The sequence below is a fragment of the Klebsiella sp. HN106 genome, from assembly GCF_051209435.1.
GTDB lineage: Bacteria > Pseudomonadota > Gammaproteobacteria > Enterobacterales > Enterobacteriaceae > Klebsiella > Klebsiella oxytoca.
This window is the reverse complement of the sequence record NZ_JBLURD010000024.1, coordinates 16,288-42,117: the sequence shown is the minus strand read 5'-3', so window position 1 is coordinate 42,117 and position 25,830 is coordinate 16,288. Positions and strand designations below refer to the sequence as shown.

22 protein-coding genes and 1 pseudogene are annotated in these 25,830 nt (G+C 43.9%); 10 read left to right on the top strand and 13 right to left on the bottom strand.

Annotated features, from left to right (window positions below; all coding sequences use genetic code 11):
* A pseudogene (locus ACSIPU_RS28530) lies at positions 1-221 on the bottom strand (IS4 family transposase); the annotation flags it as partial.
* 625 nt (positions 222-846) lie between these two features.
* On the opposite strand from ACSIPU_RS28530, the gene ACSIPU_RS28525 reads away from it, so the two are divergent.
* Together ACSIPU_RS28525 and ACSIPU_RS28520 are read left to right on the top strand one after the other, a co-directional pair.
* Positions 847-1,131 carry a hypothetical protein gene (locus ACSIPU_RS28525; protein ID WP_001091367.1) on the top strand — a complete coding sequence of 95 codons (285 nt, stop codon included), beginning with the start codon at positions 847-849 and terminating at the stop codon, positions 1,129-1,131.
* A 65-nt stretch (positions 1,132-1,196) separates the two neighbouring features.
* A complete protein-coding gene (locus ACSIPU_RS28520; protein WP_000210769.1) occupies positions 1,197-1,550 on the top strand; it encodes a hypothetical protein in 354 nt (117 codons plus the stop codon).
* A gap of 286 nt (positions 1,551-1,836) precedes the next feature.
* Here ACSIPU_RS28520 and ACSIPU_RS28515 read toward each other — a convergent pair whose 3' ends face one another.
* The 8 genes from ACSIPU_RS28515 to mobI are packed head-to-tail and all read right to left on the bottom strand — an operon-like array spanning position 1,837 to position 11,979.
* A complete protein-coding gene (locus tag ACSIPU_RS28515; RefSeq protein WP_000338612.1) occupies positions 1,837-2,568 on the bottom strand; it encodes a nuclease-related domain-containing protein in 732 nt (243 codons plus the stop codon).
* A 1-nt stretch (position 2,569) separates the two neighbouring features.
* Complete coding sequence (locus ACSIPU_RS28510; protein ID WP_000952985.1) at positions 2,570-3,751, bottom strand: S49 family peptidase; 1,182 nt, start codon at positions 3,749-3,751, stop codon at positions 2,570-2,572.
* 10 nt (positions 3,752-3,761) lie between these two features.
* A complete protein-coding gene (locus ACSIPU_RS28505) occupies positions 3,762-4,424 on the bottom strand; it encodes a DUF4400 domain-containing protein (RefSeq protein WP_000718548.1) in 663 nt (220 codons plus the stop codon).
* A complete protein-coding gene (locus tag ACSIPU_RS28500) occupies positions 4,411-5,520 on the bottom strand; it encodes a hypothetical protein (protein WP_000343598.1) in 1,110 nt (369 codons plus the stop codon). Before ACSIPU_RS28500 ends, ACSIPU_RS28505 begins: the two co-directional genes overlap by 14 nt.
* Complete coding sequence (gene traD / locus ACSIPU_RS28495; RefSeq protein ID WP_001284073.1) at positions 5,520-7,604, bottom strand: conjugative transfer system coupling protein TraD; 2,085 nt, start codon at positions 7,602-7,604, stop codon at positions 5,520-5,522. The genes ACSIPU_RS28500 and traD overlap by 1 nt, the downstream gene beginning before the upstream one ends.
* On the bottom strand, positions 7,604-10,750 hold the full coding sequence (gene mobH / locus ACSIPU_RS28490) for a MobH family relaxase (RefSeq protein WP_001011153.1): 3,147 nt from the start codon (positions 10,748-10,750) through the stop codon (positions 7,604-7,606). Before mobH ends, traD begins: the two co-directional genes overlap by 1 nt.
* Positions 10,751-10,759: 9 nt before the next feature.
* Positions 10,760-11,497: a hypothetical protein gene (locus tag ACSIPU_RS28485; RefSeq protein WP_000128631.1), complete on the bottom strand. Its 738-nt coding sequence runs from the start codon at positions 11,495-11,497 to the stop codon at positions 10,760-10,762.
* On the bottom strand, positions 11,494-11,979 hold the full coding sequence (gene mobI, locus ACSIPU_RS28480; protein ID WP_000071885.1) for a conjugative transfer protein MobI(A/C): 486 nt from the start codon (positions 11,977-11,979) through the stop codon (positions 11,494-11,496). Before mobI ends, ACSIPU_RS28485 begins: the two co-directional genes overlap by 4 nt.
* Before the next feature lie 759 nt (positions 11,980-12,738).
* On the opposite strand from mobI, the gene ACSIPU_RS28475 reads away from it, so the two are divergent.
* The 5 genes from ACSIPU_RS28475 (at position 12,739) to ACSIPU_RS28455 (ending at position 21,055) form a co-directional block, all read left to right on the top strand.
* Positions 12,739-13,539, top strand: a complete 801-nt coding sequence (locus ACSIPU_RS28475) for a hypothetical protein (RefSeq protein ID WP_000004208.1) — start codon at positions 12,739-12,741, stop codon at positions 13,537-13,539.
* Position 13,540: 1 nt separating this feature from the next.
* Positions 13,541-14,053: a hypothetical protein gene (locus ACSIPU_RS28470; RefSeq protein WP_001140952.1), complete on the top strand. Its 513-nt coding sequence runs from the start codon at positions 13,541-13,543 to the stop codon at positions 14,051-14,053.
* A 591-nt stretch (positions 14,054-14,644) separates the two neighbouring features.
* Positions 14,645-15,691, top strand: coding sequence for a thioredoxin family protein (locus ACSIPU_RS28465; RefSeq protein ID WP_000196727.1), 1,047 nt, complete (start codon positions 14,645-14,647; stop codon positions 15,689-15,691).
* Entirely contained in the window at positions 15,681-17,096 is a 1,416-nt protein-coding gene (trhH, locus tag ACSIPU_RS28460; RefSeq protein ID WP_435322454.1) for an IncHI-type conjugal transfer protein TrhH, read from the top strand. The genes ACSIPU_RS28465 and trhH overlap by 11 nt, the downstream gene beginning before the upstream one ends.
* Positions 17,097-17,104: 8 nt before the next feature.
* Entirely contained in the window at positions 17,105-21,055 is a 3,951-nt protein-coding gene (locus ACSIPU_RS28455) for a conjugal transfer protein TraG N-terminal domain-containing protein (RefSeq protein WP_011152988.1), read from the top strand.
* A gap of 122 nt (positions 21,056-21,177) precedes the next feature.
* Here ACSIPU_RS28455 and ACSIPU_RS28450 read toward each other — a convergent pair whose 3' ends face one another.
* The 4 genes from ACSIPU_RS28450 to ACSIPU_RS28435 all read right to left on the bottom strand — a co-directional run bounded on the left by ACSIPU_RS28450 (position 21,178) and on the right by ACSIPU_RS28435 (position 24,058).
* Positions 21,178-21,684 carry a YrhA family protein gene (locus ACSIPU_RS28450; protein ID WP_000654195.1) on the bottom strand — a complete coding sequence of 169 codons (507 nt, stop codon included), beginning with the start codon at positions 21,682-21,684 and terminating at the stop codon, positions 21,178-21,180.
* Positions 21,685-21,693: 9 nt separating this feature from the next.
* Complete coding sequence (locus ACSIPU_RS28445) at positions 21,694-22,755, bottom strand: HNH endonuclease signature motif containing protein (RefSeq protein ID WP_011152987.1); 1,062 nt, start codon at positions 22,753-22,755, stop codon at positions 21,694-21,696.
* A 123-nt stretch (positions 22,756-22,878) separates the two neighbouring features.
* Complete coding sequence (locus ACSIPU_RS28440; protein WP_001371950.1) at positions 22,879-23,436, bottom strand: HAD domain-containing protein; 558 nt, start codon at positions 23,434-23,436, stop codon at positions 22,879-22,881.
* Positions 23,437-23,518: 82 nt separating this feature from the next.
* The gene (locus ACSIPU_RS28435; protein ID WP_000494968.1) at positions 23,519-24,058 is read right to left on the bottom strand and encodes a lytic transglycosylase domain-containing protein; all 540 of its coding nucleotides are present in this window, start codon (positions 24,056-24,058) and stop codon (positions 23,519-23,521) included.
* A gap of 147 nt (positions 24,059-24,205) precedes the next feature.
* Here ACSIPU_RS28435 and ACSIPU_RS28430 point away from each other — a divergent pair, with 147 nt between their 5' ends.
* The 3 genes from ACSIPU_RS28430 (at position 24,206) to ACSIPU_RS28420 (ending at position 25,828) form a co-directional block, all read left to right on the top strand.
* On the top strand, positions 24,206-24,955 hold the full coding sequence (locus tag ACSIPU_RS28430) for a thioredoxin fold domain-containing protein (RefSeq protein WP_000720274.1): 750 nt from the start codon (positions 24,206-24,208) through the stop codon (positions 24,953-24,955).
* Positions 24,956-24,979: 24 nt separating this feature from the next.
* The gene (locus tag ACSIPU_RS28425; protein WP_000843243.1) at positions 24,980-25,372 is read left to right on the top strand and encodes a hypothetical protein; all 393 of its coding nucleotides are present in this window, start codon (positions 24,980-24,982) and stop codon (positions 25,370-25,372) included.
* Positions 25,373-25,567: 195 nt separating this feature from the next.
* On the top strand, positions 25,568-25,828 hold the full coding sequence (locus ACSIPU_RS28420; protein ID WP_001439466.1) for a hypothetical protein: 261 nt from the start codon (positions 25,568-25,570) through the stop codon (positions 25,826-25,828).
* The last annotated feature ends 2 nt before the right edge of the window (positions 25,829-25,830 follow it).

Here is a 25,830-nt window from a genome sequence, read left to right as displayed (position 1 = left end):
CGCTCTTTGTGGAGGTGACGATTACCTAACAATCGGTCGATTCGTTTGATGTTATGTTTTGTTCTCGCTTTGGTTGGCAGGTTACGGCCAAGTTCGGTAAGAGTGAGAGTTTTACAGTCAAGTAATGCGTGGCAAGCCAACGTTAAGCTGTTGAGTCGTTTTAAGTGTAATTCGGGGCAGAATTGGTAAAGAGAGTCGTGTAAAATATCGAGTTCGCACATCTTGTTGTCTGATTATTGATTTTTCGCGAAACCATTTGATCATATGACAAGATGTGTATCCACCTTAACTTAATGATTTTTACCAAAATCATTAGGGGATTCATCAGCGCTCAGGAGGCGCTGGTTCGGGTTCGATCTGGCAAGGACACCATCTACAGGGGAGCAGCCATTTGAACCCCCTCGGAGGTGATTGTAATGGTGAAAATAGCATAGCTGGTGGTTGTGATGGTGGCGGTGGAGGAGGTGACGGAGGTGGTGGTGGTGACTGATAGCCTGCAACTTTAACTATCAGGATGAAACCCATGTCCAGCAACCGGAAAAAGAATTCATTTCAACCGAAAAGCCCTGCCTTAAAGTGAAGCGTATTAAACGTGAAGGATGCTGAATTAGAGGGTATCGGTTTTATACTGAAGCGTAACTGGAAGAAGGATCTGAAATTAACTATTACGGAAAAGTAACTTTCTGACTCACCACGTACGCCCCTCGGTTATGCCATACAGTTTGATACGAAAACAGATCAGTAAGTAGATTGCTATACGCCGGAGAGAAGTCTATTTTTCATGCACCGAACCTGTTTGGCCTGCAATGGAAGCAGGTATAATAATCACATACAAAGGAGGGCATTATGAATACATTTTTATACGTGCTTTTGGCCTGGATTGTTGTGCTTTTTATCGCCAACAAACTGCTCGCAAGACGCAAGCCCAATACGGTTAAAATCCTGGTACAGCGCAACGGGAAAGCCGCAGAGGTTGATGCTGTAGTGGTTCAGGGTTCAAAGAGAGCTAACAACAGTTCTGTTGCGGACAGCGACGCGGTAGATAGTTATTTTGAAATGAATCCTTACTCCCGCGAAAACCAGGCGAATGGTTGGGCTATGCTGGCCAGAGACGATGACCAGCTTAAATAATCAGTTGAGTGTGATGTGTAAAGCAGCTTAAAACTCTAAATGGACGAACAGGGGAGGTGACAAAGATGACAACCAATACAACAACGACCACCTACCGCTCAGAAGAAATCGTGCCGTTCAGACGGCCCAAAGGGGATCTGGATAGTCGGTATATGCCTCAGGTGTATGCAATGGTGCGGAACTGGGCAAGTAACCCTGCTCAATATGGTGAGGGTGTACTGGCCTCCTACCGCCAACCGGCAGTAAACCTTGCCTACCAGGTAAAAGGAACTCGTGTTGTTTTAATTCTGGTACCAGTAGAGTGCGAGCCACCTGGAGTGATAATGACGGAAACAGTCCTGTGGCCGTCACTATCACTTGTAGAAGTCTTGCAGACCTTGCAGGAGGCCTGGCAAAATATTCCGGCGTTAAACCCCTGACGACTTCTGTCAATATCACCGGCTAGTGATTTACCTCTCTGCTGGTGGTCAGCCCGCCTAAGTTCAAATTATCTCTTTCTAAATTAGCCCGGATAAAAATCGGTCCCTCTAAAATAGCCTGCCCTGAGTAGGCTACGTCATACAAAGCGTTGGCCAGTCACCAGCTGGCTGGTGGCCATAATGCTCCACAGGATAAACCGTATCAGAACTACGCAAAGAAAAAGCCCCAACAATTTACCGATGGGGCCTTTTGCAGACATTTTACAGCCTTACCAATGATAGAGCGCTAAGGCTTCTGCTTAGTGAACAGACTTGCCCACAGATAATGGATAAAGTTGAGCAGAATGTATGTTACTCGTTGCTCGAATTTCATCGGGGCTTTGTACTTTGTCGTTATGTTATGAATATGAGTAAGGTCCGTATAGAGCCCTGGCGACTTCCTTGTTGACTTCAACACCGAACAGATGTGCTGAACAGACTCCGGTGTGAACAACCGTAGCCCTCGTCGTTGTTTGACTTTATGGATAAAATCGTCCATCCCCATACATAACCATTCCGGCTTGATGCCATCAAACTTACAACGTCCGTTTATGATGACGACATTGATACATTCCAGTTCTCTAGCCTTAAGAGCAGACTGAATAGCCCTGATGTGCCCCTGGTTTTGCTTAAACGGGTTCTGCAACTTGAGGGTTCGGGACTGAGTCCATTTCCGCCAGTGGCTTTCCTCCAGAGTACCGTAGAGCTTGCCTACGTAGTTTTTCTGCTCTATGACGTATATACCATGTGGGGCTACGAGAATGTGATCAACCTGCGTAGTGCTATGAGCCGACAACTGAAAGGTGAGATCACTAAGTAGCCCCTGAGCTTCTTCAGGAAGCCCAGATTCAATTGCCTTTGCAGTCCGCCGTTCCGCTATGGCAGAGGTCATAAATCCCAACAGACACAGCAACACGACGAAAATAAGGATAATGAAAGCTACCCCCGTAATGCTCCACAGCAGATTGAAAGCATCCATGTTACCTCACAGAGGGGTAGCTGGTGGCATTAACAGATTCTACCAAGCGGGTAGTGGTACCGGTAAGGCTCTCAATATTTGAAGACAGGCTCATCAGCATGCCGAGTGCAGAACGGAGATTACGATGAGGCTCATTGTAGTTTTTGAACGTGTCAGTGGAGTACATTTTTGAAAGACGTGTACGGATCTCTACTGACGTAAGATCTCCATCCACCAGGCCGTACTTAACTGCCTGAGGTGTTGGCCATACACGGCCTGAATAGAGAGAAACAGCATCGGCATCATGACGCGAGAGAAGCTTTTTACCCCGTCCAAGTTCAACATCAGTTATAAATTTTTCATGCATCGTGTTCAGGATCTCCTTCTGCATGAACTCCCTCGTTGAATCGGACAATGGGTGGAAGGGGTCAAGAGCATCTTTGAACTCACCGGCCGTAAGGGGCTCATTCTTGACGCCTACTGTGCTCATGATCTCTGACAGATTCCAGTGGTCCATACGCACACCGATAGAACCGATCAGGGCATTACTGTCGGCATAAATTGCATCAGCGGGCGATACCGCGTAATAGCATGCGGATGCGCATATGCCTTTCACACTAACGATGATTGGTTTATATGAGTCTGCGATATCAGAGAAAAAACGACCGGTACCGCTGGAGAGTACTTCGAGGGAGTTTTGCTTCGACCGTGCTTCATCGCCACGTTCTGTGCTCCCGGTTTTGTTACTCTTGTCAGCGGCTACAGATGAAAGAGAGCCACCGGCATCTGATACGCGTTCAATCTGTGGCTGGTGGTTTTTAAGCGCGTTTATCTGGCGGTAAATAATGATGGCGTCAGAGGGACCACCACCACCTGACTCTGCCTCGATAATAACTGCTTTGGCATGGGGATTATTGTAAGCTTTGGCAAGAGCTGTTGCGATCACTGTTCCATCGCCCGTTTCCGAGCCGGTACCCATCTCGCCAGAAATCCGTATTACAGCTATATGGTCTTTCTTCCCTTCAGCGTCCTGCCATTGTTCGTAAAGATTGTAGAAAGAAAACCCTACAGCGGTCATGGCAATTAGCGACATAGCAACTTTTGCCGTGGTATGAATGCGAAACATCTTATAAAAACGGTCAGCGTTATCATTGAGCGATTCTTTGATATTTGTAGGGGACTTCCTTTTTTTACTGCTTAACATCTGACCACCTTTACATGAGTTTTTGAAAGTTAGACCACAAGCGATTCAATGCAATTCCCAGTATCAATAAAGCGACTGGTGGGAAAAGTTGAGCGATATTGTTAAATAGTGACATATTTGGCATGACCAGGTAGACCATCGTTAAAGCACTGATCACCCAAAATGCTCGAAACCAAATACGATAAAACTGAACTGTAACCTTACCAAATACGTACCTCTTCAATTTCCACTGGTACATTCCATCTGCTAGCATGGCAAATAGATAGGGCAGAAAAACGATTAGCCACCCCAGGATTAAGTTCCACCGGAAAATGGACTGATAAAGTAAGAGGGGTATGTTTTTGGCCATAGTGTAATTAATAGAGGTAAATTTTTCAGCAACAATGTTAATACCTCTGGCTGGTTTTTTGGTGTCAGGGATCAGAATAGTATTCAGATAGTCAATTAACTTATAGTCATGTACCAACCAATTTAAAGTCGCTTCACTATTTGCAATAACAGACTTCCAACGGTCATTTGATATGATGGACCGGCTTGCATTAACCTCCTGAGTAATCTGATATTTGAGCTCCTCAGTATTCTGGAAAGCCAAGCTGTAACCAAAATAAATGACCATGCCAAAAAAAAACATTGTTCTGAGCACTGCTGCCCTGCTTGTATTATCCGCAGCCATTGCTTTCCCTCCATTCACGAAAAAGAGCTAGCCTCTGATCGTGATTGCAATAGTTGTTACGCCACATCGTCGGGATACCCAGGAGCCAGTGGTACTGTTTAGGTATGATTTGGTCGATGAGGCTTAACTCCGCCAGTTCTTTATGCTCTGCGCTTTTCCACTCGATCTGTCCCACATCAGGAACAAATACAGCGGTCCTTGCTTTTGCGGCCTGGCGGGAAAATTCTATAAAGTTGATGCCCCACGGCGTCCAGTATCTGTACTGCTCGTTTAGGCCGATGTTAAACACCGGCAGAGAAAGAGTTGAGTCGGCAAAAGCCGAAATCACATTTTTGCAGACTCTTGGACTATCTATTTTTTCCTGTTCGGTTTTGAGATGAGTCAGCAGTGCACGGTCAATAATGCTGTTAAAGGTGTTTGTATAAAGGCCATTAGGGTCAGGAAGCTGATCTATGGCAGTAATGATTTTAAATTTTAACCGAGAAAGAAAGGGAGAGTCCTCAATAGTAACTATATGACTATGTGTTGTTTCTGGATGAATCTGGGGTTTGATGCGCTGTACTTGTTTAAAAGAGACACTACCTGGCAAATTAATGAATGCGCCCACCGTGCGTGTTAAATCGACGAAATAAGGCAAAAGATAACAACCAAGCATACGGGCATTCTTTTTTACAAGATCACACCGTTCGTCATTGTTATCGAAAGAAATACGGAAACTAACGAATTTACGTTCAGGACCTTCGCTGGTGGTCAGCGATTGAATCCATTCATGGCATGATCCTTGTGGTACCGACCAGTAGCTGGTTTCACGGTCCCCAAAGGGATCAGTCGTGATCAACTCTCCCTTTAAAAGGAAAAGCTCAGACAGGGTATTTGCCATGGAGAATAGGGAATCGATATCGTTGCTCTGACAAAATTTTCCCAAATGATGAAACGCGTTTTTTTCTATCTTAGTTAGCCGATCTCGAACTTCCTGAGAATCTGCGTACTTTAAACCCAAAGACTGAAAGCGCCTTTTTACGAGCGAGCGACATTTGCTGACTTTTAGTGCAGAGCTTAAAATTTGCTGGCGCGTCAGGACAATTTTTTCATCCATCAATGCAACTTCCTTAGAAATTTATTAAGATTTTTGATATCGAGATTTTGACGCAAAGTAACTTTTCCGGCCTTCTTGAAAAGCATTTCCGACAGAGTTGTGTTTGGCTTCATTTGTTTCTCAGCAACAGCAATAGGGATTTGGCCTACAACCTTCCTGCCATCTTGAAGCCTGGCAACTATGTGAAACATAGGGACCTGACCCAAGAGATCCTTTGGAATACTCTCTTCTAAAGTTGTCTGCTTTCTTTCTGAGATTGAACCTGAGAAGTTATTATGCGGCAAAGATGTTTCTGAACCGGTCGTATAAGTGACCATATTTGTGCTTATCGCACTCTTACCAAAGTTCTCTACAACAAGCGTCTGAGTAGGAGTATCGTTGACTCGCAAGCTTATATAATTGTTGCAGAGCCCCGTAATTCGATTGGCAGTTTCAACACTTGCCGCAGCAATAAAGTCGGAGATGGTTTGGGTGCAAATAAACAGTGCAATTTTCGCTGCACGACCCTGCGCCAGAAGGTTAATCATAGGGTTGTTAATGGCTGAGTGTGCCTCATCAACAAAAATACTTATCCTGGAATTAGCTGACATATCACCATCTTGAGCGTTGTAGCGACTACCGGCACAGGAGGTCAGATCTGACATTATTAATTGAGAAATAGCAGCTGCTGTATCGGGGTTTGAAAGGCCATCAAGCGAAATGTATAGCACCCCGCCAGTGCTGAACATCCCTTCGCTTGTTACAATTTCTCTTGATGATACTGAGTTCGGGTTAGGAGATAAAAGCTCATTTAAAGGTTTTTCAATGAGCATATCGAAAACAGGCATAATACCTGCGGTCATTTTAGCCATATGCTCTGGGTCGGACATTGAGTAATCAATAAGCTGGGAAACAGTATCTAACCAGTCTATTTGTTCGGACCCCTCGTAATTCATGAAATGAGCCGTAAACCATTCAGCGAGACGCTTGAAACGTACCGGCAAGGTATCGTTAGCGACGTACTTAACTTTTTCGGTCCAGACATCGTAACCATAATATCTCGCGTAACATGACTCCATTACCTTGACTGTAAGATTCACAATAGACATGTGGCTTTTCATGTTCTTGTGAATCAGATAAATAGAAGGCTTTTTCTCTATGTAAGAAAGCCCGGAAATCACATTGGAAACGAGAGCCTTGGCATACTGAACGAATGGGTTAACCTCACCGGGAACTGTCACCAAGCTCAAAAGACGAGATGTTAGGTCAGAAACATTAGTATAGGTGTTGCAGACATCAATACAGACCGAAGATGCTGGCTGGCCAGGATGAAATTTATAGAAAGGAAGACCGAGGGTCTTAGCCTCTTCCATTAGAGATTCTCGCCACTCTGCATCGTTCTTTGGATCTATGACAACAACAACATGACCAAGATGAAGCATGCTAATGCTTAGTAAACGCTGTAGCACCGTTTTCCCGGTACCCACGTTTCCGGTTATCAGAGTATGACCAAACCAATTGTCTTCAGTTACAAATATGGGTTCCCTACGTTCCACAGCAAAAATTGCATTGCTGCCGCCCATCTTACGAGCCATTGCGTCAAAATGTCTCTTAATTGGGTTGAAGACGAATGGCAACTCGATCTCACGTTTATCACTGGAGAGGTTAGCTATTTGATATGCCCGATCCGCATGTTCCGGACCCCACTCAAACCCATCACAAAAATAGGACTTTCGCTCGGGTATATCCTTATTTTTATTTTGATAATCCTGAACCAGTTGACGATACTTTCGCTCATTGGAGAAAAAGTTACTTTTGTTAATTACACGCAGTGAATCAAGACTAACGAACATGAAATGTCGCTTGAATACACGCCAATGAGCCATCAAAAATGGCGCTGCTGTTTTGCAACGATAAAGGCACAGCAAAAAAAGCAATATTGAGGTGAACAGAACTATTGGGGCGATGTCCAGTCCGTCTGAAGAAAGTCCCATATAAAGCATAGAAACCGAACAAATCAAAAGTATTGAGGCACTACGATACTCAAGAATAGGCCGATAAAAATTCTCTTGTGCATGGAGGTTAGTCCTCTTCGAATCTGACATTATAGGTTCCCAGCCTCTTTCAGGTTATTGATAATTCGTTCAATGTCCACTTTCGCCCGGTCTGATGCGGCCAGCAAAGTAGGCATGTTAAATGCATGGCATTTTGTATTGATCACAGCACCAGAATTAACGAGGTACTGAGGAAGCTTATTGAAAAGATCTTGAGCCTCTAACTGCGACCCAAATTTTTCCACGCAAGATTGGGTCAGATAGAGAGTATTAGGAGTACTTACCATAAATCTGTTTTTGCGCTTTCTTTTAAACGCCACCTCCATTTTGGACAGAATTTGATGCAGTACTAACGCAATTTCTACAAATTCAAGCTCTGTAACGTCACCTTCGCTTATAAGCGAGAATTCACCATTTTGGTCTGATTCAGTAGATGCAAAGACTTTACTGTTCAGATTGTGACCAGAAACAGGTGATGCTGGTTTTTGTACTTCTGCTTTGTCCGATGATTTATTCCGGTTGCGCTTGGGATTTTGTTTTTCTACCGGTGCTGTTGGGGCGAACAGTCTGGCCAGTGCTGGCGAAAGATGATGCCCCTTAGCGTCTGTGGGCGCATGCTCTCCATTTGATTCTTCAAGTACAGGAGGTAAGGCGGGCTCTTCACTTGCCATCACACTGGTTGCGGTTGCTTCGGTCTGGGAATACACAACTTCAGCTGGTGGTGGGCAGTTACCCTCAGTATCTGGTTCTGAGTTTTCTTGTCCTACAGAAACATCCATAGAGCGTTCATTCGTACCCTGGGGATCAGCGTTCTGTTCTCGGTTAAGTTCTGGTAATTCTGACGGCTCGGAGAGAAGCTTTTCATTATGGACCGAAGAGCTTGTTGCACAACTACCGACTTCTGGCCGAGAAACACTAAGCTGTGAGAAATCGGTATAATCAATGATCTCATGCTCTTCATCTTCTTTCTCAAAAAGATGTTGATAATGTTCATATTCCACAGCCTCAGTTTTCAGCGGACCAGTCGCGGATGCACTATCGGTTCCATGATATTCCACGTCGCCAGAATGTTCTTCGACTGCATTTACACGTGGGGGAGGCAGCTCAAGCGTTTGCTTTGGACGTGGGGCAGAGTTTTCAACAGAAGACTCATCATTAATCACTAATGCCTGATACATAGAAGTATTGAAAAGTGACTTTAAAGTTGTTGGCCTTCTTGGCTCATGATAGGTGAGCTGGAACCCGGCGCAGTTATCGCCGAGCTGGACTAAACGCAGATCGTCAATGTCCCTTACTATCCACATTCCATCGAGAGAGCCTTCTCTGAATGTCAGTTGGAAATAGGGCTCTTCACTGAATGCTTTTTCATCTAATCCCGGCAGCAATGCCATAGTGGTATCTATGTTGAGGTAGGGGACAGCATCAACACACACTATATAGTCATTGGAAAGTGGAGCGCTTAAAAGGAGTTCATGAAGTTGGTTGACCAGGACATGGGATTCCGTGTCCTTTGCCGATTCATCTTCACTTTCTTCTATATCAGGAATGACAGGATCAGCTGCTTCCTCACCCTCAGATTTAACTATCTGCGTGTCATTATCAATTTCATTATCACTTTCGGCTTTCTTCTCAAAATCGTCGGATGAGCCTTCATTTTTCTTAGAATGTATATCAACATCAATAGAGGCAGAGGAGCGGCCTAAATCATTAACCTTAAGAACAGCCGTCTCAACAGTATCAGTAATTTTAGTTATAACGTCCCGACCGGGCACTGGTCTTCTGTATTCAGTAACTGTTTTTTGCTCGTCAATGTAAATAAAGTCTTTATTGGCATTAACGCTAAAAAGACCCGGCACTGAGTCAGGGATTTTATAGGAATCAAAGATTAAACCAATCCACCTTAGCTTAAGAAGGTTATAGAATTCTAGTTTCCCTATCCCATTTCTAAAGATGTTTGATATTTCGTTTTCCGAATAGATACCCGGAATGAAGTAGTGAACGACACGCTCATCATCATAGGGCTCGACGTAACCACGTTGAACTAGGGATTCTACCAATACGGTCTTACCAGCCTCTCCCTGAGGGAAGTTATATTTATGTAATTCGAAATCATTGAGAACAAAATCAAGGAATGCGTTCTCGTTAAGGTATACCTCACCATTTACGATAATGATGTGCATAGGCTTAGCATTGTAATTGTTGATATTGATACTGGTAAAGTTGTGCTTGATGGTACTAATGGCCCTTGCTGCTGCATCATTAGAACGCAGACCCATGATAGGGTCACGTAAAACATTAAGGTCTGTACCAGTAGAATAGAAATCAGCGGTCCTCACGCATTTAGACAAAAAGTCATTCCCATCAGTATAAACGTTTAGGGCGGTGATCATTTTTGAATAAACACGTTCTTTATTTACCCGATCCAAAAATGCAAGACATACCGGGTTTAGGATTCGCTCAAGGAAAACGCTGGACCAGATATTATGTTGATTATGAATACGCTTTCGCCAGTGGATTTCGTATTCAACCACGTCATTTTCACGTGCCCAGTCAAGAAGACTTTGTGAGCTTGGCGTCCAAATGATCGGACTAGCTAAATTCAGGCTTACAATGTCGAGATCGTAAACCTTTCCGGCATCATGGACTAAACCACAGATAAACGCAGCATAGAGATATACTTTTCTACGGACTACTTCTTCATCTTGATATCCGATTGGTCTCAGTTCTGAGTGATGCGCATTTTTTAAAGAGAGTATGGCCACTTCCAGGCTGTGAGAAAGTAACCCACCAATACCATTATGATGATGATTTTCGGAAGCTGGCAAAAGATGTATCCAGCGAACATATTCAACCAAGGGCTTTAAAACTAAATTAGTAAATGTATATGCATCGTCCCTGATGTCGCTATCGCTGATAGCTAACATCATTGAAATTGAGTGCAGCTTTTCCCGATACAGAGACAGGATTGACTGTTCATTAAATGTCTGTATGCCCGTCGGACGAGTTGGATACTCGATGAATTTCAGGACTTCTGGATTTGGATGATCAGGAACAGTGTACTTCTGATCTCCTAGAATCTGCGCAAAAGGAGAGAGGCTTGATATATCCTCAATCATTACAGAGGTTGCATCATTCTCCTGAGATGAGAATATCCCCAAAATCCGTTTAATACATAAATACAGCGCCCTGAAATTCATCATCATACCTTATCGACGTTTGCCTGACAGTTCGGCTGCAATGTATGCCTGCACACTTTTATATTGCATTACTTTGGTGATGAACTCTGCTGGACTGTATGGCCCATCCTTACGGCGAGAAACATTCAGAGTCTTTTTCACATTCTCAACATATAAATTAATACTCTTTATAATGTTGTGAGACATAACCGGATAGTCGCTTACAGCCAGTAAACCCAATGAGTTGTACTCATACATTGTGTTCATGAGCTGGTTCATCTCGAAGATGTACTTGTAAAACCTCATGGTGTTGTGGTTATTGAAGTTGAGTTGTACTGGTTCAAAACTGAAAGGTACAAACTGAGTTGATGACATGAATGAGTCATTCTTGTCGAACTCAATTGACTTAATATAAGCAACAAGATTTTCTTTCATCTTATTGTTTTCTTCATGCAGCTCGTTGAACCAATCCTGGATAGCCTGAACAAGGTCAGGATGTTTAACTGCATCAACCGTTTTAAAGAGAGAGGAAATAGCGATACTCACATCATCAAAACCTCTGATAACTGCTCCATTTCTGGCAGTTAAAAACCGGTTAAAGTCTGGGGTGCCGGGGTTAATAATAACTTTGGCCATACCCTGGTGCTCTGGTCTACGTTGAGTAGAAGTTTGAGCGTTTACGCCTTGCTTTTTATTTGAACCTTTTACCATTACATCTTTTGGTTCAATGTTAATACGCTCATTGTCCGTGATAATTGCGTCGGTCATTGTGCCACCTTAGTTTTTGAGTATTGACGGATTTTTCGTCCAAGTTCGATATATGCTGAATGATAGAGCTCAAGCATTTCTCTGTAAGGCTCCAGCAATGCTTCCGTTTCAGAAATCATTTCGTATTCCCAGCTGGCATGGTTTACAAAACAGTTCTTAGAATATTTTCCACTTTTCATTGGTTGCACCCGTTTTGACATGTGGCTAGGCGCTCTTGTTTTATAAGGGCTGAACTGATGCCAAGTGATCGTTACTTTTCTGGCATTACCAATTAGCTCAACTTTTGGTGCGTAAGAACCCAGGTACTCCCTCTTTGGAACTTTGCTATGTCGGGTAAGGTTAATCTCTTGGTGGTTTCGTTCCTTCCACTTGATCCAGTATTTTGTAATGAGATCTTCAGCCTCAACACGCAAACCTTCAATCTGAGCACGTAAATTTTTACGTGTTAGCTCTATAGAACTTATAAGATTTGAATTACTCATGACGCCTCCTGATGTGAAATTACTATACCGGAGGAAATTTCCGTTTTTTTTCACGAACAGAAGATTTTTGAATGCTCTTTGATGAGGGAATTGAACAGATGTAATGCACTCGCTGTTTCCCCCATTCGGGAGGGGCCTTCAGAAACAGTAACAGCGAGTTTAGCCTCACTTCCATCGCTACCCCCTAAAGTTACTTTTGACAGAATGACCATTGTGGATTATTGCTTTTGATAATGTGCATTGCTCTATTAAAGTTATACATATATCTAGTGCCACTTTTCCAAAAAAAATGACCCTATGGAACTTTGTCCATAGTGACACTTTTATAAAAAGTGACCCTATGACGACATTACATAGGGTCACTTTTCAAACATAAGTGACCCTATGTGAGGCATTCATAGGGTCACTTTTCTTTGTTTAGTGATCCTATGTAAGCATGAGGTTGATGAAAAGTAAAAATGTCAGTTTATGACGGTCAGTGAAAGACGTCGTTATTCTAATCCAACGTTGGGAGGGGCTGGATTTAGGTTTTTTTTTAATCGCTTCACATTTCGTTAGCATGCGCAGGAATTTTTGATAAAATTCTGGTTAGTTTGGTTAAAAAGTGTTACAAGTAAGCGGTGTGGTTGAAGGGATAGATTTAAGGCTTATTCAAGCCTTAAGAAAATACTAAAAGTTACTTTTCACCCTACCGAACACCTAACAAAAAATCCATGTTGAAGATTTGAACAATTGTAATGGCGCAAGGACAATCAGCACATGTCAGAATCTGATAATTTAACTCGTAGCTTACTCGGTAAACTTTTCCGCACTGAGATTTCGCTTATTCGTAGTTACCGTGCATTTTTAATGTTATTGCCTGTGCATGGATCTTCTGCATATCAAACTGGGACTCCTCTTCTCCAGCGTCGCCTATTTGGGAAAGGATTTAGTACAGCCGCTGATTTAGCTTTTGAAGTGGAAACACGTCCAGGTAGTTTTTTGGTTCCGCGTACACTCGGAAAGGAAATTACATGGGAGAGGTTTTTTTCTGCGGTCTTGGACGGTGATTCCAATGTAATTCGTGAATATGATACAAATGATATTGACTATGGTATTTACGATGCCGGTGAAAAAGTGACTTTTCTGAATGGTACAGTGGATATCTATAATCCCAAGAAGATTCATGAGTTGCGTTCTAAATGTGTTGATATACAGAATGACTACTTTATGCAGGTGTTCTTTATCTCAATGCTCGCACCAGAGTTTGTAAGTATTTTCTTTGGTTTAAAACCAACTACAGCTGATGCTATTAAAGACATTGGTTATTCATCGTTAAAAACAATTAACGATGTCGTTCTTTTCCCACGTACAATTGCTTTCTCACAAGGGCATATTGAAGAGAGTGTTTCACTTAAAACGAAAGTTTTTGCCTGGGCTTATGAATTGTCTGCTGACATCCGGTTAGGAAAAGTTAGTGATGATTTGATGGAACTATTACGTTATGACACTATGTTCACCAGTCACCGTCAGGATGTGTTCAACACTTTAACAAATAAAGTTATGTTAAAGGATTATTGATATGGCAAAGGTCGATCAAACAAAAGCTAATGCTCTATTGCGAGCAGCAAGAACTATGTCGCTTGGGGCAAATAAAAATACAATACGAATTTTGTACGGTAATCATGTTGCTGAAAATATCGATTTTGAGCCTGGTGCAAAAACAAAACTCAAAAAAGGTATCCGGGGCTGGAGCAAACGCACAGATAACCGCCGAGCCTTTTCTGCTGTTATTGATGTCGCAGTTAACTATTTTGGTTTTGATCCAATAAATCCGGAAGCGAGTTTTCGGCAAATTGACTTCAACCGAATAATGAGTGTCCTTCATAATCTGGGATACTTTGTATGCGCACCGGAAGTTAATAAAATAATAGAAATCCTTACTTCTATGAAAGAAATTGAAGAACTAGGTGCCTGCGAAAAATGTAAACGCCCATACATTGTGCCAGTGACAAATGATGCTCATTGTCCACGTTGCAGATTATCTTCAACTGCTTCAGCCATAGAGAGGTATTCTCAAGAAGAATTAGATTAAATTTAAAAAAGATATCGCGAAACTTGCCTTGTCTGAATCTAAATATTGACTTAAGTCAAATTCTGTTGTTTGCTTTACAATCAAATATTAGTTACAACTTAAATATCAACTCTTGACAAGTAAAGATATAATTTGATTTTTCTTTATTCAGTTTTTCTTCGTTCCAAAAATGTGCACCTTTTTTTCTGTTGAAAACGTAAAACTACTTAGGTTCTCAAAACCTTCTATGCATGACGACTTCTTAATCGCTTTCAATTAATATATTTTATATTCTTGTCTAAGTTCGCTTCTTTGATCCTTAGCTATTCCTTTTTTGAAATATAGAAACAGCATTACTTGTGATGATTTTTTTCAGCTCTAAATACACCTGTTTTCAAAGCAATATTTGCTTTTAGATATTCGATAAAACCATGTTTTTGTTACACCGGATTTTTGACAACGTGCAAGATGGATGATCTTTCCATCACCGAGACTATCTTCTTAGTCAGCACTCCTTTTCCGTCCTTTTCAACATAAAAACGACCATGCTATACGAGCTCTAACCTTTTTTTTGTATGCCATCATAACCGCATCAGAAAAGGAGAACGGTCTATGACTCGTATTGCATTAGCGCCTTCAAAGATGGTTTTGCTTATGTCTTTGGTAATTACTGGTGCCCACGCCAGCCCTGAGCAACCCCTAATAAAAGATACGCCCTTTGTATCTGGCCAGGCTTATAAGAAGGGTTTCTTCTGGTATGACGATCCTGCTAAAAAAAGCGAAGCTGAAGAAGAAGAGGTTTTGCCACCAACCGGTGCTGCTAGCTCGCCTTCAAAAGAGGAAATGGTAGATTTAAATTCAAAATGGCTAAAAGAGAATATGCCTCGACTGTTAACGCAGGCAATGGATAACCCTACCGCAGAAAATCTATCACGTTATTACACGGCGCAAAGGTTAATGCTGGATATCAGTACGCGTTTTTCTGACAAATCAAAAGATTATTTTCTTAAAAACCCGATGATGTCTGAAAAACGCAGGCAACCAGTGGAAAAGGTGGCACTGGATGCTCACCGCACTGTTGTTGAAAAAAATCAGCAAACGGTAATGAAAGATATCTTTACTAAGTCAGGTTTATTTTTCTTTTTCCAGAGTACTTGCCAGTTTTGCCACGAAGAAAGCCAAATACTTCAATTTATGCAGAACTATTATTCGGTAGATATTCTTCCAATCAGTATGGATGGAAGGCCATTGCATAATGGCCTTTTTCAGGATTTTAACATCCCCAACGCACAAATTATTGATCAATTTAAAATTCGAGAGGTACCTACAATTTTCCTGGTTTCAAAGGATGGGACATCAGCTCAGCGCATTAGTGAAGGCATGATCTCCGCTGATGAATTAAAGAACACTATTATACTTGCCGCGAAGGGCATGAATCTGATCGATGACGCTTCGTTCCAGTCAACTCTAGATATTAAAAGGCAATATACCATCGGCGATGATGGCGTTATTACCGTTAATAAATCCGAAATGGAATCAGACCCATTCCTACTTCAAAAAATAATGGACCAAAAACTCGAAGGCTATGACATGCCTACGGCCGATCCGGTCAATTATCTCAATGCTGGCGGCAGTTTTGGAGGCACTTATGCGCAGTAATGCCGTTTTCAACTTCAAAAAGTTACTTTTGTCTCTTTCTGTTTGTGCTGCAATTTTAGCCCCGACTGCAAATGCAGACAACGCAATGCGTAACATTTTCAATGGCATGATGACGTCTACCAGCCCGGCCACCTTTTCCACAGCAACCCGTACAGGCATAATTGGCGGGTCAATGTCTTACCGAACAACAAACGTTAATACCAACCTTGTTTCCATGTCGTTTCCAAAAGCTTCTGTCGGTTGTAACGGTATTGACGTTTTTCTTGGGTCCTTCAGCATGATCAACGGGGACCAGCTTGTGCAGGTGGCCCGTGGTATTGCCCAGGGTGCGGCTATCTATGCTTTTAACGTTGCTGTTTCAGCTATTTGTGCTGACTGTGCTGCAACGATTAATGACATCCAAAACAAACTGCAAGCGCTAAATAAATTTGCGAAAGATTCATGCAATGCAACTTACTCTTTCCTTTCTGAAAACGTGGGTACGCCAAGCCAGTTCGCTAACTCAGTTAGCTCTGGACCAGCCTCAATTCTGGGATCGATTAATGGTCTTATTCCTGATTTTGGCTCATCGATGACAAAGTCACCTGAAGCTGTCACTTCTCAGGTTAAAGCAAAGGATCCCGAAGAGTTCGCTGAAAAATTCAGTGGTAACCTCTTCTATATGTCGTTCATGGATATTGATAAGGGAACGATGAACATCGGAGGGGTAACGGAGTTATCCGGTTATAAACTGGCAGAACAACTTATGTCTCTCGTAGGTACTGTCATTATCAACTGGGATAGCAAAGGCGAAAAAGCGGGAATGGAAGTCCGCCCGTCTACCATGACTGTCACGGATTACATCATGGGGCCACCAGCTGGCGGATCAATTAAAATGCTCAAGTGTTCTCCGGCACCAGATCCATCATCCCCACGAAAGGCTCAGTGCCTTGTCATGTCAGAAGTTAATGACGGTGGTTTTAAGGGATTGAAGGATACCATTTCTGATCTTCTTTTAAACGTACAGAAAAAAATCATCAACGACGTTCGTGTTTCAGATGATGAATTACGCATTATCTCCTATATCGGCATCCCGACCATTATCGACTCTTTGCAAACATTCGAAGCACCGGAAGGGTACGCATACATTCAGGACATCAGCACTATTGCTGCGACGAGCCTCGTAATCAACATGTTGCGCCAGGTTGAGGCCAAAATTTCAACCATGAGCATACCGAGTGAGTCGCTGTCGGGTAAAAGGGATGATCTCAACCGATTAACAGACAATCTCTCAAAACAGGTTAAAGCCGCCTATGAGCTATCGCACAGCCAGGTCGGTACCAGCTCGGACGTCATTTCAACCTGGGATAACCGTCGCCTGCAACGGAAGGCTTTCACTGAAAGTATTCGTGGCACACGTAACTGAGGTCTGACATGGATTACAACATATATACCCTGGGTGATATTGATTTTGTCTGGTCGGCTTTTACCGGTATTGCCCTGATCTTTTCTCAATATACTGGTGTAAAAGAGTTCCTGACCACGGCCGCCGTTGTAGCAGGTGTGAGCCTATTCTATAAAACGTGGCTATGGCTTCAGGCTCCGACCAAAAATGAATTACCGTTTTTCTCCTGGTTTTTGGGGTTGATCCTTTTCATGATGGCAATGGTTCGAGTGGATGTAACTATTGAATCTGTAAAGTCGGGAGAGGTCAGAAACGTCGACGGAATTCCAATTTTTATTGCTGCGATGGCAACCGTCACCACTAACTTAAGCCAGGGTTTGCTGAAGGATTATAAAACAGCGTTTGATCCGCTTTCTCCGGTGGACCTGTCTGCAACAACTCTGGACGATGACATCACCCTCGGTCCGATGATCCGATTCGTGAAGTTTTTGCAATGGGGCGGCGATAGCCAGGGCTACTGTTCCGCATTTCCTGAACCGGCCAGCGGGCTAGGGCCAATGAACGTATGTGCTACCGTTCAGTCTCTTGCATACAACTGCCTGAAGGCTACCCAAAACTCAAGCGCAAATATTGCCGGTAAAGAAACTATTTTTAACGATATTTTCTCAGCTAATCTGGCAGATAGCATGGACCGGATTAATCAGGCGATGAAAGGCGCACTGAAGAATGCCTCTGCCAGTATTGTTGGCGCTAACGGTTCAAAATCTGGTACGTGTGATGAGGTCTGGTCAACTGTGAAACAGGTTACCAGTACAGCTGAAGCTCGCCAGACTATTTCCCTTATAGGACAGACAAACGGCATCCTTACTCCAGACGAAGCAAATGGTGCACCTACCGGCGCAAGCTTTACTGATGTTATGGCGTCAGCAAATGGTATGTACGGTAAGGCTATTGGTTCGTATGACGCCACCCTGAACCTGTTCATTATGAATGAGCTCAGAAATGGCGCAAGCAAATATAAGACCCCACTCGGTCTGGCTTCCGATATGCAGTTGTTTGAGGCTTCTCTGAAGCGAACCAACACAATGGCTTCACAGGGCCAGTTGTGGTTACAACTGTCGGGAGCAGCAATCGCATTCCTTGAAATGTTTGCTTATATGGTTGCTCCATTTGCTTTGCTTATGCTGCTGGCGTTAGGTGGTAATGGTGTTGCCGCTGCGGCGAAATATTTGCAACTTATCCTCTTCGTGAATATGTGGCCGCTTACGGCAGTAATGGTCAACGCGTATGTGAAGAAAGTCGCGACGGCCGACTTGGATACCTGGAGCACCCTCAACAGCCAGAATAATGCCGTCACGTGGATGGGACTCCCAGGGCTTGCGGAAACATACAGTTCATACCTGTCTGTTGCTTCCGCCCTCTATGCTCTGATTCCGGTACTCACATTATTCCTGATGACACAGTCGATTCACCCGATGATGAATGCGGTTAAGGGAGTGACCCCCGATGCGCCGGTGGATACTGGTCATGTAACGCCCAAAGTATGGGATGGCCCTAACAGCGGTAAATCTTCATTTGGTGACGTGACACGAACCGCCTTAACCAGTACCGGTCAGGGATACAGCGATGGCGGCGCAGTTGATTCAAGTAATTTCCGTCTTGGAATGTGGAATGCTGGTTCAAGTATCGCTAACAGCCAGGGACAAGGATCAGCTGTAACCTCATCAGTTATGAGTGCGGCAAGTAATTCATTCCAGGCTGGTTACAGTCAGATGAGCGAAATTGGAAGGTCAGGACAGTCGAGCCAGCAGTTCTCAACCAACCTGCAAACAATGAAGCAGATCTCGGATAAGATTGGTGCCTCTGTAGCAGAAGGTATTGCAACGAAACATGGGGTGAGTGCGTCTCAGATGGCCAGCATTGCTTCAAATGTTATTCTCAACGCTGGGCTTAATGGAGGTGTTGGAACTGGCAATGGAGCCGGGCTGAAAGCGGCTGTAGCAGGGCAATTGAGTAGCGGTGCATCTAAGACCAATACAGGCAGTGACTCGCTTTCAAATGACCTTTCAAAAGCAATCACGAATCAGCTTAGCCAGGATTCTGCGTTAACTGACCAGTTCAGTAAAGCGGCGTCTCAGGTAAGCAGCGATCAGATATCCAATACTAATGCGTTTAAAGAAGCATCGTCGAAAATGAACCAGGCGACACAGACGATGGCGCAAAATATTTCTACATCGGTTTCGACTAACGCAAGCTCCAATAGTGGAATGAGCCTTGATTCTAAACAAAGCATTAACCTGGACAGGTTCTCCGATTCTATTCGCAACAAAAACTTCAGTGATGATGATGTAAGGAATTTTGCTCGTAAGAATGGGCTGGATGAGAATGCGTTTATGGAGAAATTCAACTCCTATAACGATACCTTCAAGGCCAGTAATCAGCTTGGATCGCAGCTTCAACGTACTGACGCGCTTGTGGCTGCAACACGAGATTTCAGTGAGCAAAAAATTGCGATTGATACCGCCCGGGGAGAGACGGCCGAAAGTAATAAACAGGATCTCCGTGAAACCTCCAGCCTGCTTAAAAGTCTGGTTTCCGACTTCGGTGGTAATGCACAGCAGCTGCTACCTATCACCAATCAGCTCGACAGAATTTCAGGTGACGGGTCAGGAATTAATACTATCACTCAGGCACAGGATAGAACTCCTGACAGCGTAAATACGTCTGGCGTGATGAGTGCGTCACGCGTAGGGGAACTGGGTGGAAGTGTAGATTCGCAGGCTAAACTCGGTCTTTCCTCCAACGCTCAGGACGCGACACAGCGTGTCCCTGGAAAAAGTGAAGCTGGCTTTACTCCGTATAACCTTGATAACGCGGGCAAAGGCGATATTCAGGGAATACATAACAACAACGTGGGCCGCACTTATTCTGATGAAGAAAGGAATGTGCTTAATTCTCTCGAAAAGAATGGACCTGTACTGAATAATCAGGGTGTAGAGAAAGTCGTCAATTCGGGTCAGGATGTCAGAAATGCAGAAGGCACATTTAACGATCTGGAAAAGGTTGGAGGTCGGGTGGTTGGTGATGGAATGGATCAACGAGCCACTGCTTTGAACAGTATGTATCAGAGCGGGCAAGTTCGTGGCTTATCTAATAACACTGATAACTACTTTAGTCGTGTTGCCAACAACCCGAACTTAAGCCGGGACGATAAGCGAGCTGAATTGGCACAGCAAGCTGTCTTTACCTATGGTGCCAGCACCATGGCTACCGGTGCCGAAAGAGAGCAGCTCAAAGCGGATACCCAGAAGATCCTTAATGAACTGGGTAACTATAACGTTAACTGGAGTATGAATGACGTTAAGAGCATCCATAGCAGTTTCAACACTCATAACAGAGCTGATGGTTCACTTGAGTCAGTCGTACGGGCAAACCTGGGAGAAGGTGGGTCGGGCGGTGGTCTCGTTGGTAACCGCACTCAGACCGTCACAGATCGCTTGGTTGGGGAAAAGATAGAGGCCAACACTGAGCGGGGCGCGATTTCTGGTGCGCTACTCGGGGGCCAGCAATTTGTTTCGGATACGCTAACCAGCGTTGGGGCGAAACCGGTAAATGAGATGCTTACGGGAGCGGGCATCCTTCAAACCCAGACATCGATAGCAAATGATGCCTCTAACCCTGCAAATATGCCTGATTCTCTCCAGGGTAAAGTCCTTAATCACATGCAGATGTCTGATGGCGTCGCAGCTGTAAGTGACCGGTATCAGAGTATTAGCAGCGACGGCGTTTCGACTTATGCGAATGCAGCGCAGAACTCTGAAAGGGCTATCCGGCAGCAATTGACGGATGACCCACGCTTTGGGCCTCAGAAAGCAGATGAATTCATTCAGTACATGAAGTCAGAGCTGAGCAACACAAATGAGCCTTACCAGTCACGTGTCGATAAAGCGGATCAGTGGCTTAATGAAAATAAAAAATAAGGGAGGTTGAATATAACCTCCTGAAATGACTATCAATAGATTGTAAATTACTGCTAAACAATTAAGGCCGCAAAGTATGTGTTTGCGGCCTTTTTTTCAGAAGTACCGCTCTTGCGGAACATTCAACTGACGGTTTGAATCAGTGAAGACAAAAATCTATCAAACTCTGTATGAGATTCAATAACATAATCAGTAGATGCTTTGTCTCTTATCTGAAAGCAGTCGTCTGCAAAACTATAAGCGAAAAGTGACATGCCATCTTCTCCGATTAACACCTTATCAGTGAGATTTGGGTCAACGTAGATTTCATTGTCTCGTGCTTCAAAGTTGCGTATGTAAATATTTGACCACAATAGATTTTCGTTCTCTGCCTGAACAAGGTTATAAAACGTAAGTCCGTTGTACTCAAAACCATCCATAGCATTAAACACTTGGGCATAATCAAGCCTGGTTTTAATGAGTTTCTGTATATCTATATAGGCGCTCTTTTTGTGATCTGCCCACTCCACTGGAGGCGGATTGCAGATTAAGTCTTTCAAGACTTCCGGGGCTACCGGGCTGGCTAAAGGGTAGTGATCTGCAACCATCAACCTCTTTAAGCTGCTGAGTAGTTGAGTTAAATCTTTCATGAGCGCCTCTTACTTTCCTACCGGGTAGATAACACCGTTCGGCGATGGCCATAGAACTTTGGTGCTTGAATTATACGGTAGATCCTTCGTAATGATGGATTGTGCTTTCGACAGTGCTGAATGGTATGGTGAATTCTGAGTAAGTACCAGGTTGTCTATAGCGTTTGTGCCACCATCATCAAGAGGGATCTTGTGGTGAACCTGCCACCCAGAGGGGACCTTGCCTGTTGCAAGTTTCATCAAATCGTTAGGTTCAAACGTAGCCAGGGCATCTGGGTGGTCTGAAAGTGATTTAAGGAAGTTAGGGCGTACAGTATTGTTGAATTGTCCACGGAGAGCTAAATATTCAGCTCTGTCTCGGCGCATGTAGTTCAATTCGCTAACATTCATATCATCGAGCAAAACGTGTGCTTTTTTGTACTTGCCGAGATAACTTGTCAATTCATCCGCAGACCTTGGATTTCGGATAACCAGAAGTGAAGCCGCTGCAACCAGCATACCTGAAGTTGTTTCGTTCAATACCTGGTCATAGCCTTCAACAGCTTCGCCGCCAAGTTGTTCAGCCGTATGTCGAAATCCCTCCACATTTCCATTATAAAGCCCGCCAGCTGCGAGAAGACGACCAGCCGCTTTGGAATTAATGGTTTTTGTTGATTGGGCGTGCTGTGCTGGTGTCGTTGATCGAACGTAATACCCCGGGCGTTTCAACTGACGAGAGATGATATCGCGCAGACGGGTAAAGAGGGACAGGGGCAGGTCATTGCGTAGGTTGCCATTTGATATAACCCCCGGCCCGGCATTGCCGGTTATGTCTTTTCTAAGCAGAACGATCTTACCGTATCTGATGTCGTCAAGCGTATCGCGGTAAGCGAGCCAGGGGCGTTGATGGTGGAACTGGTGATACCGGCTGACAAACTGTGTATATCCCTGCGGTAAATTCCATTCCTGAATAATCCGGTTTGGCAGGGCGGTATCTTCGAGGTCATGTACCGCCGTGGCCGGATGTATGATGTGGGGAATATCCTCAAGGTATATGTCATCCAGTGACTTAGCCTGACAGTGATGCAGCATAATGTCCCTTTCTTGTCGAATTCATATGAGACATTATTGCGTATGGTATAAAACAATCAATCCTAAAGTGGATGGGCGTACGAGATCAGCAGTGACAGGGTAAAAGGAAAGTTACTTTGTTCATCAGCGTCCCATGAGCTGATGGTACCTTGCGTTAAGAGCTGCAAGGTCAGATTCGGTGAGGCCCGTGTAATAATCGGTTTTGTGCAAATGCGGATAACCGGCCGGAAATAATGATTCGTCGTCATCAAGGCAGATAAATGCTTTAACTCGATGTGAAAAGACAAAGTCCTCACACTCGGCAGCCCGCACACCAGTCTGTCCGTGTTTTAAATATACCGAACCGGTTGCACCTATGATTTTGTCTCTATAAGGCACCCGGAACAGAGATTTCAGATAACTTGTATTAGCGCACTCACGCCATGAGCTGGAGATAACAATCACCATGGCAGGGCAGTTATCCAGCAATTTCTCTAACAGTGGCATTCGCTCAAAGGTTTCATTTTTACACCTGTGGCAAACCCCATCGAAATCTAAGAAAAGCACGACATGCGAATCAGGGAGAGGGGCCCATAAACCAGCTGTTGTTTCTTCATGAACACATACTTCTTCATGATGAGGGTTTTTCTGGATCAAGAAAGAAGAGAGAATCTTAAATAAATTTCTTGCAGAAGAAGACAATATATTACTCCTGAGTCAGTGTGAAATATTTGTGGTGGTTTACCCAAGCCACTCGATGATCTTCTGTAATATCGGGTTGTATTTATTTAACAACAGGAGTCGGGTTTTGCTCCGGGACATTTTTAGCTATATGGCCATTGTATCGAGGAGGTTGCTGGGTCCATTGATAAAGCTCACCCATCCCGTTACGCTGCTGGATCCGGCGATTGTACTTTACCATGAAGTTAAATATGTACTTTGCACGTACCTTTGGGGTTTTGCTGTTGTAATCTGCAATCCCTTCAAACACATTGCCCTTGCGATCAACAATTTTTCTATAGAGCCACCATGTTCCAACCCAGAAACTTGCGCAAGCATCGTAAGCCAGAACCCGCCACGTTACCGTCGGGAAATGCTTTTTTATTTCAGGTAGATTGGATGAGTTGATCTGCATTGGGCCAATATCATAAGTGCCGTTAGTATTCCTGCTGAAAGTACCAACCTTACCGCCTTCATTGTCAAACAACGTAAAAACCAGTTCAGCATCAATTCCGAAGTAGCGGGCGGCATCCGTAATGCACTGAGTGTAAATCTCATCAGGAACGGGAATAGGTTTCACATCATCTGCTGGTGGTGTAAACACAACGATTTCTCCACTGAATCTACGTTTTATCTATTCTCCCATATATCTATCGACTTTCTTTCGGCTTTACCCGTTGATTTAAGCGTTTAAGCAAAATTCTGGAATTTTGGGGCGTGATAATATTAGTGCTCGATTTAAGGAGCGGAAATGAAAAAAATTATTAAGGCATCGGTATTACTTCTTTCATTAAGTACCGCCTTCACGATGAATGCCGAGCCGGTTAATACAATGGTACTGCCAGATGCAGCCCGGGATAAGCTCAAAGCCATTGGGCTTTCAATCGAGCACGTCGAACCCTCGCCAGTAAAAGATATTTTTACGGTGATTTCCAGGGAGGGGGTAAGTTACGTGAGCAAAGACGGAGATTACATTTTTACCGGAAGCTTATTCCACGTGAAAGGTAAAGATGTGGTAAACACCACTGAGCAGGCCATTTTAATGGGCGTCCGGGAATTCGCATCCAAAACAAAATCCATCGACTACAAATCACCAAACGAAAAATACCGGCTTGCTATCTTTACCGATATAACCTGTGGATACTGCCAAAAACTGCATCATGATCTGAAGTCTTATCTTGATGCCGGTATTTCGATTAAGTTTCTTGCATTCCCACGTGCAGGACTGAACTCGGTAGTAGCCGGGAACATGGCCAAAATCTGGTGTTCAGCAAAGCCAAACGAAGCTCTGGATGCAGCGATGAATCCGGTTTCAACTATCCCGGAAGGACGTCCTGATGAGGCTTGCTTAAACATTATCAAATCGCATTTCCAGGTGGCCTCAACAATCCCGCTGCAAGGTACTCCTACCATGGTGACACTAAGCGGCAAACCGCAGTTATTTACGGGGTGGCTGAGCCCGGAAAACCTGGTGACCCAAATGGGCGCTGCGCAAAAGTAACTTTTCCGACTGTAAGAGGTGTGTATGAAATCTACTTTACTGAGTACGTTAATGCTGGTTGCTGTAGGTGTACAGCCCGTTTTCGCTGCACAATGTCAGTACGGAGCCTGTGGAACGGAAAACGATCCCGGAATCGGATTTCTGATGTCATCGGTACAAATGGATAAAGGTGAACATCTAAAGGAACTCTCTGGTGTTGCGACCACAGGTGACACCATCTCTAAAAAGATGGAAAGCTACCTGGGAAATAAAAAGCTCAAGGTAAACACCGACAGTACCCGCAAGGGGCCGGGTAATACCACCATCAGGCCTACAGATGAGCTCGCCCCAACGAGGCAACTAAAAGTTATCCGGCCCGAACTGGTAAAAAATCCCGATTCGCAGCTCGTGGTAGCTTTCAATGAGCGCCTGGCCTGATTTATTGACTGAGAGCGTCCAGAAGGAAAAAAGATGTCGATACTCAGTAGCTTCGTCATCAGAGCAACGGGGATACCTGACAAAAAGTATCTCCGGGATCCCGTAATAAAACGTTGTTATAAACGTCTGAGTCGTAGGGTGCCTGCTCTAATGACGGGGTGGCTTCTGTGCATTCTGGGTTCAGGGTATGTCAGTATGGCACTGGAACAGCCTGATAGCACTGTATTACTCAGTCTGCTGCTGTTGTATGTTATGTCAGGCATTTTACTGATGCAGTTCCAGTATATGTATTCAGAGCGAAGCATAGGCTACAAGTTCTACCTGGAAGTGCTTATGAATGCAGCTGCCAGTACTCAACATAAAGAACAGTTACAGTATCTGTTCATTAATAAGCCCAATTCCATCACGATGGGCGATCTTTACCGACTTTATGATTTTAATGGGGGAGGGCGATAGCC

Coding starts and splice junctions, on each gene's coding strand:
- ACSIPU_RS28525 (WP_001091367.1), top strand. CDS start 847: ATGAATACATTTTTATACGTGCTTTTGGCCTGGATTGTTGTGCTTTTT.
- ACSIPU_RS28520 (WP_000210769.1), top strand. CDS start 1,197: ATGACAACCAATACAACAACGACCACCTACCGCTCAGAAGAAATCGTG.
- ACSIPU_RS28515 (WP_000338612.1), bottom strand. CDS start 2,568: ATGGATGCTTTCAATCTGCTGTGGAGCATTACGGGGGTAGCTTTCATT.
- ACSIPU_RS28510 (WP_000952985.1), bottom strand. CDS start 3,751: ATGTTAAGCAGTAAAAAAAGGAAGTCCCCTACAAATATCAAAGAATCG.
- ACSIPU_RS28505 (WP_000718548.1), bottom strand. CDS start 4,424: ATGGCTGCGGATAATACAAGCAGGGCAGCAGTGCTCAGAACAATGTTT.
- ACSIPU_RS28500 (WP_000343598.1), bottom strand. CDS start 5,520: ATGGATGAAAAAATTGTCCTGACGCGCCAGCAAATTTTAAGCTCTGCA.
- traD (WP_001284073.1), bottom strand. CDS start 7,604: ATGTCAGATTCGAAGAGGACTAACCTCCATGCACAAGAGAATTTTTAT.
- mobH (WP_001011153.1), bottom strand. CDS start 10,750: ATGAATTTCAGGGCGCTGTATTTATGTATTAAACGGATTTTGGGGATA.
- ACSIPU_RS28485 (WP_000128631.1), bottom strand. CDS start 11,497: ATGACCGACGCAATTATCACGGACAATGAGCGTATTAACATTGAACCA.
- mobI (WP_000071885.1), bottom strand. CDS start 11,979: ATGAGTAATTCAAATCTTATAAGTTCTATAGAGCTAACACGTAAAAAT.
- ACSIPU_RS28475 (WP_000004208.1), top strand. CDS start 12,739: ATGTCAGAATCTGATAATTTAACTCGTAGCTTACTCGGTAAACTTTTC.
- ACSIPU_RS28470 (WP_001140952.1), top strand. CDS start 13,541: ATGGCAAAGGTCGATCAAACAAAAGCTAATGCTCTATTGCGAGCAGCA.
- ACSIPU_RS28465 (WP_000196727.1), top strand. CDS start 14,645: ATGACTCGTATTGCATTAGCGCCTTCAAAGATGGTTTTGCTTATGTCT.
- trhH (WP_435322454.1), top strand. CDS start 15,681: ATGCGCAGTAATGCCGTTTTCAACTTCAAAAAGTTACTTTTGTCTCTT.
- ACSIPU_RS28455 (WP_011152988.1), top strand. CDS start 17,105: ATGGATTACAACATATATACCCTGGGTGATATTGATTTTGTCTGGTCG.
- ACSIPU_RS28450 (WP_000654195.1), bottom strand. CDS start 21,684: ATGAAAGATTTAACTCAACTACTCAGCAGCTTAAAGAGGTTGATGGTT.
- ACSIPU_RS28445 (WP_011152987.1), bottom strand. CDS start 22,755: ATGCTGCATCACTGTCAGGCTAAGTCACTGGATGACATATACCTTGAG.
- ACSIPU_RS28430 (WP_000720274.1), top strand. CDS start 24,206: ATGAAAAAAATTATTAAGGCATCGGTATTACTTCTTTCATTAAGTACC.
- ACSIPU_RS28425 (WP_000843243.1), top strand. CDS start 24,980: ATGAAATCTACTTTACTGAGTACGTTAATGCTGGTTGCTGTAGGTGTA.
- ACSIPU_RS28420 (WP_001439466.1), top strand. CDS start 25,568: ATGGCACTGGAACAGCCTGATAGCACTGTATTACTCAGTCTGCTGCTG.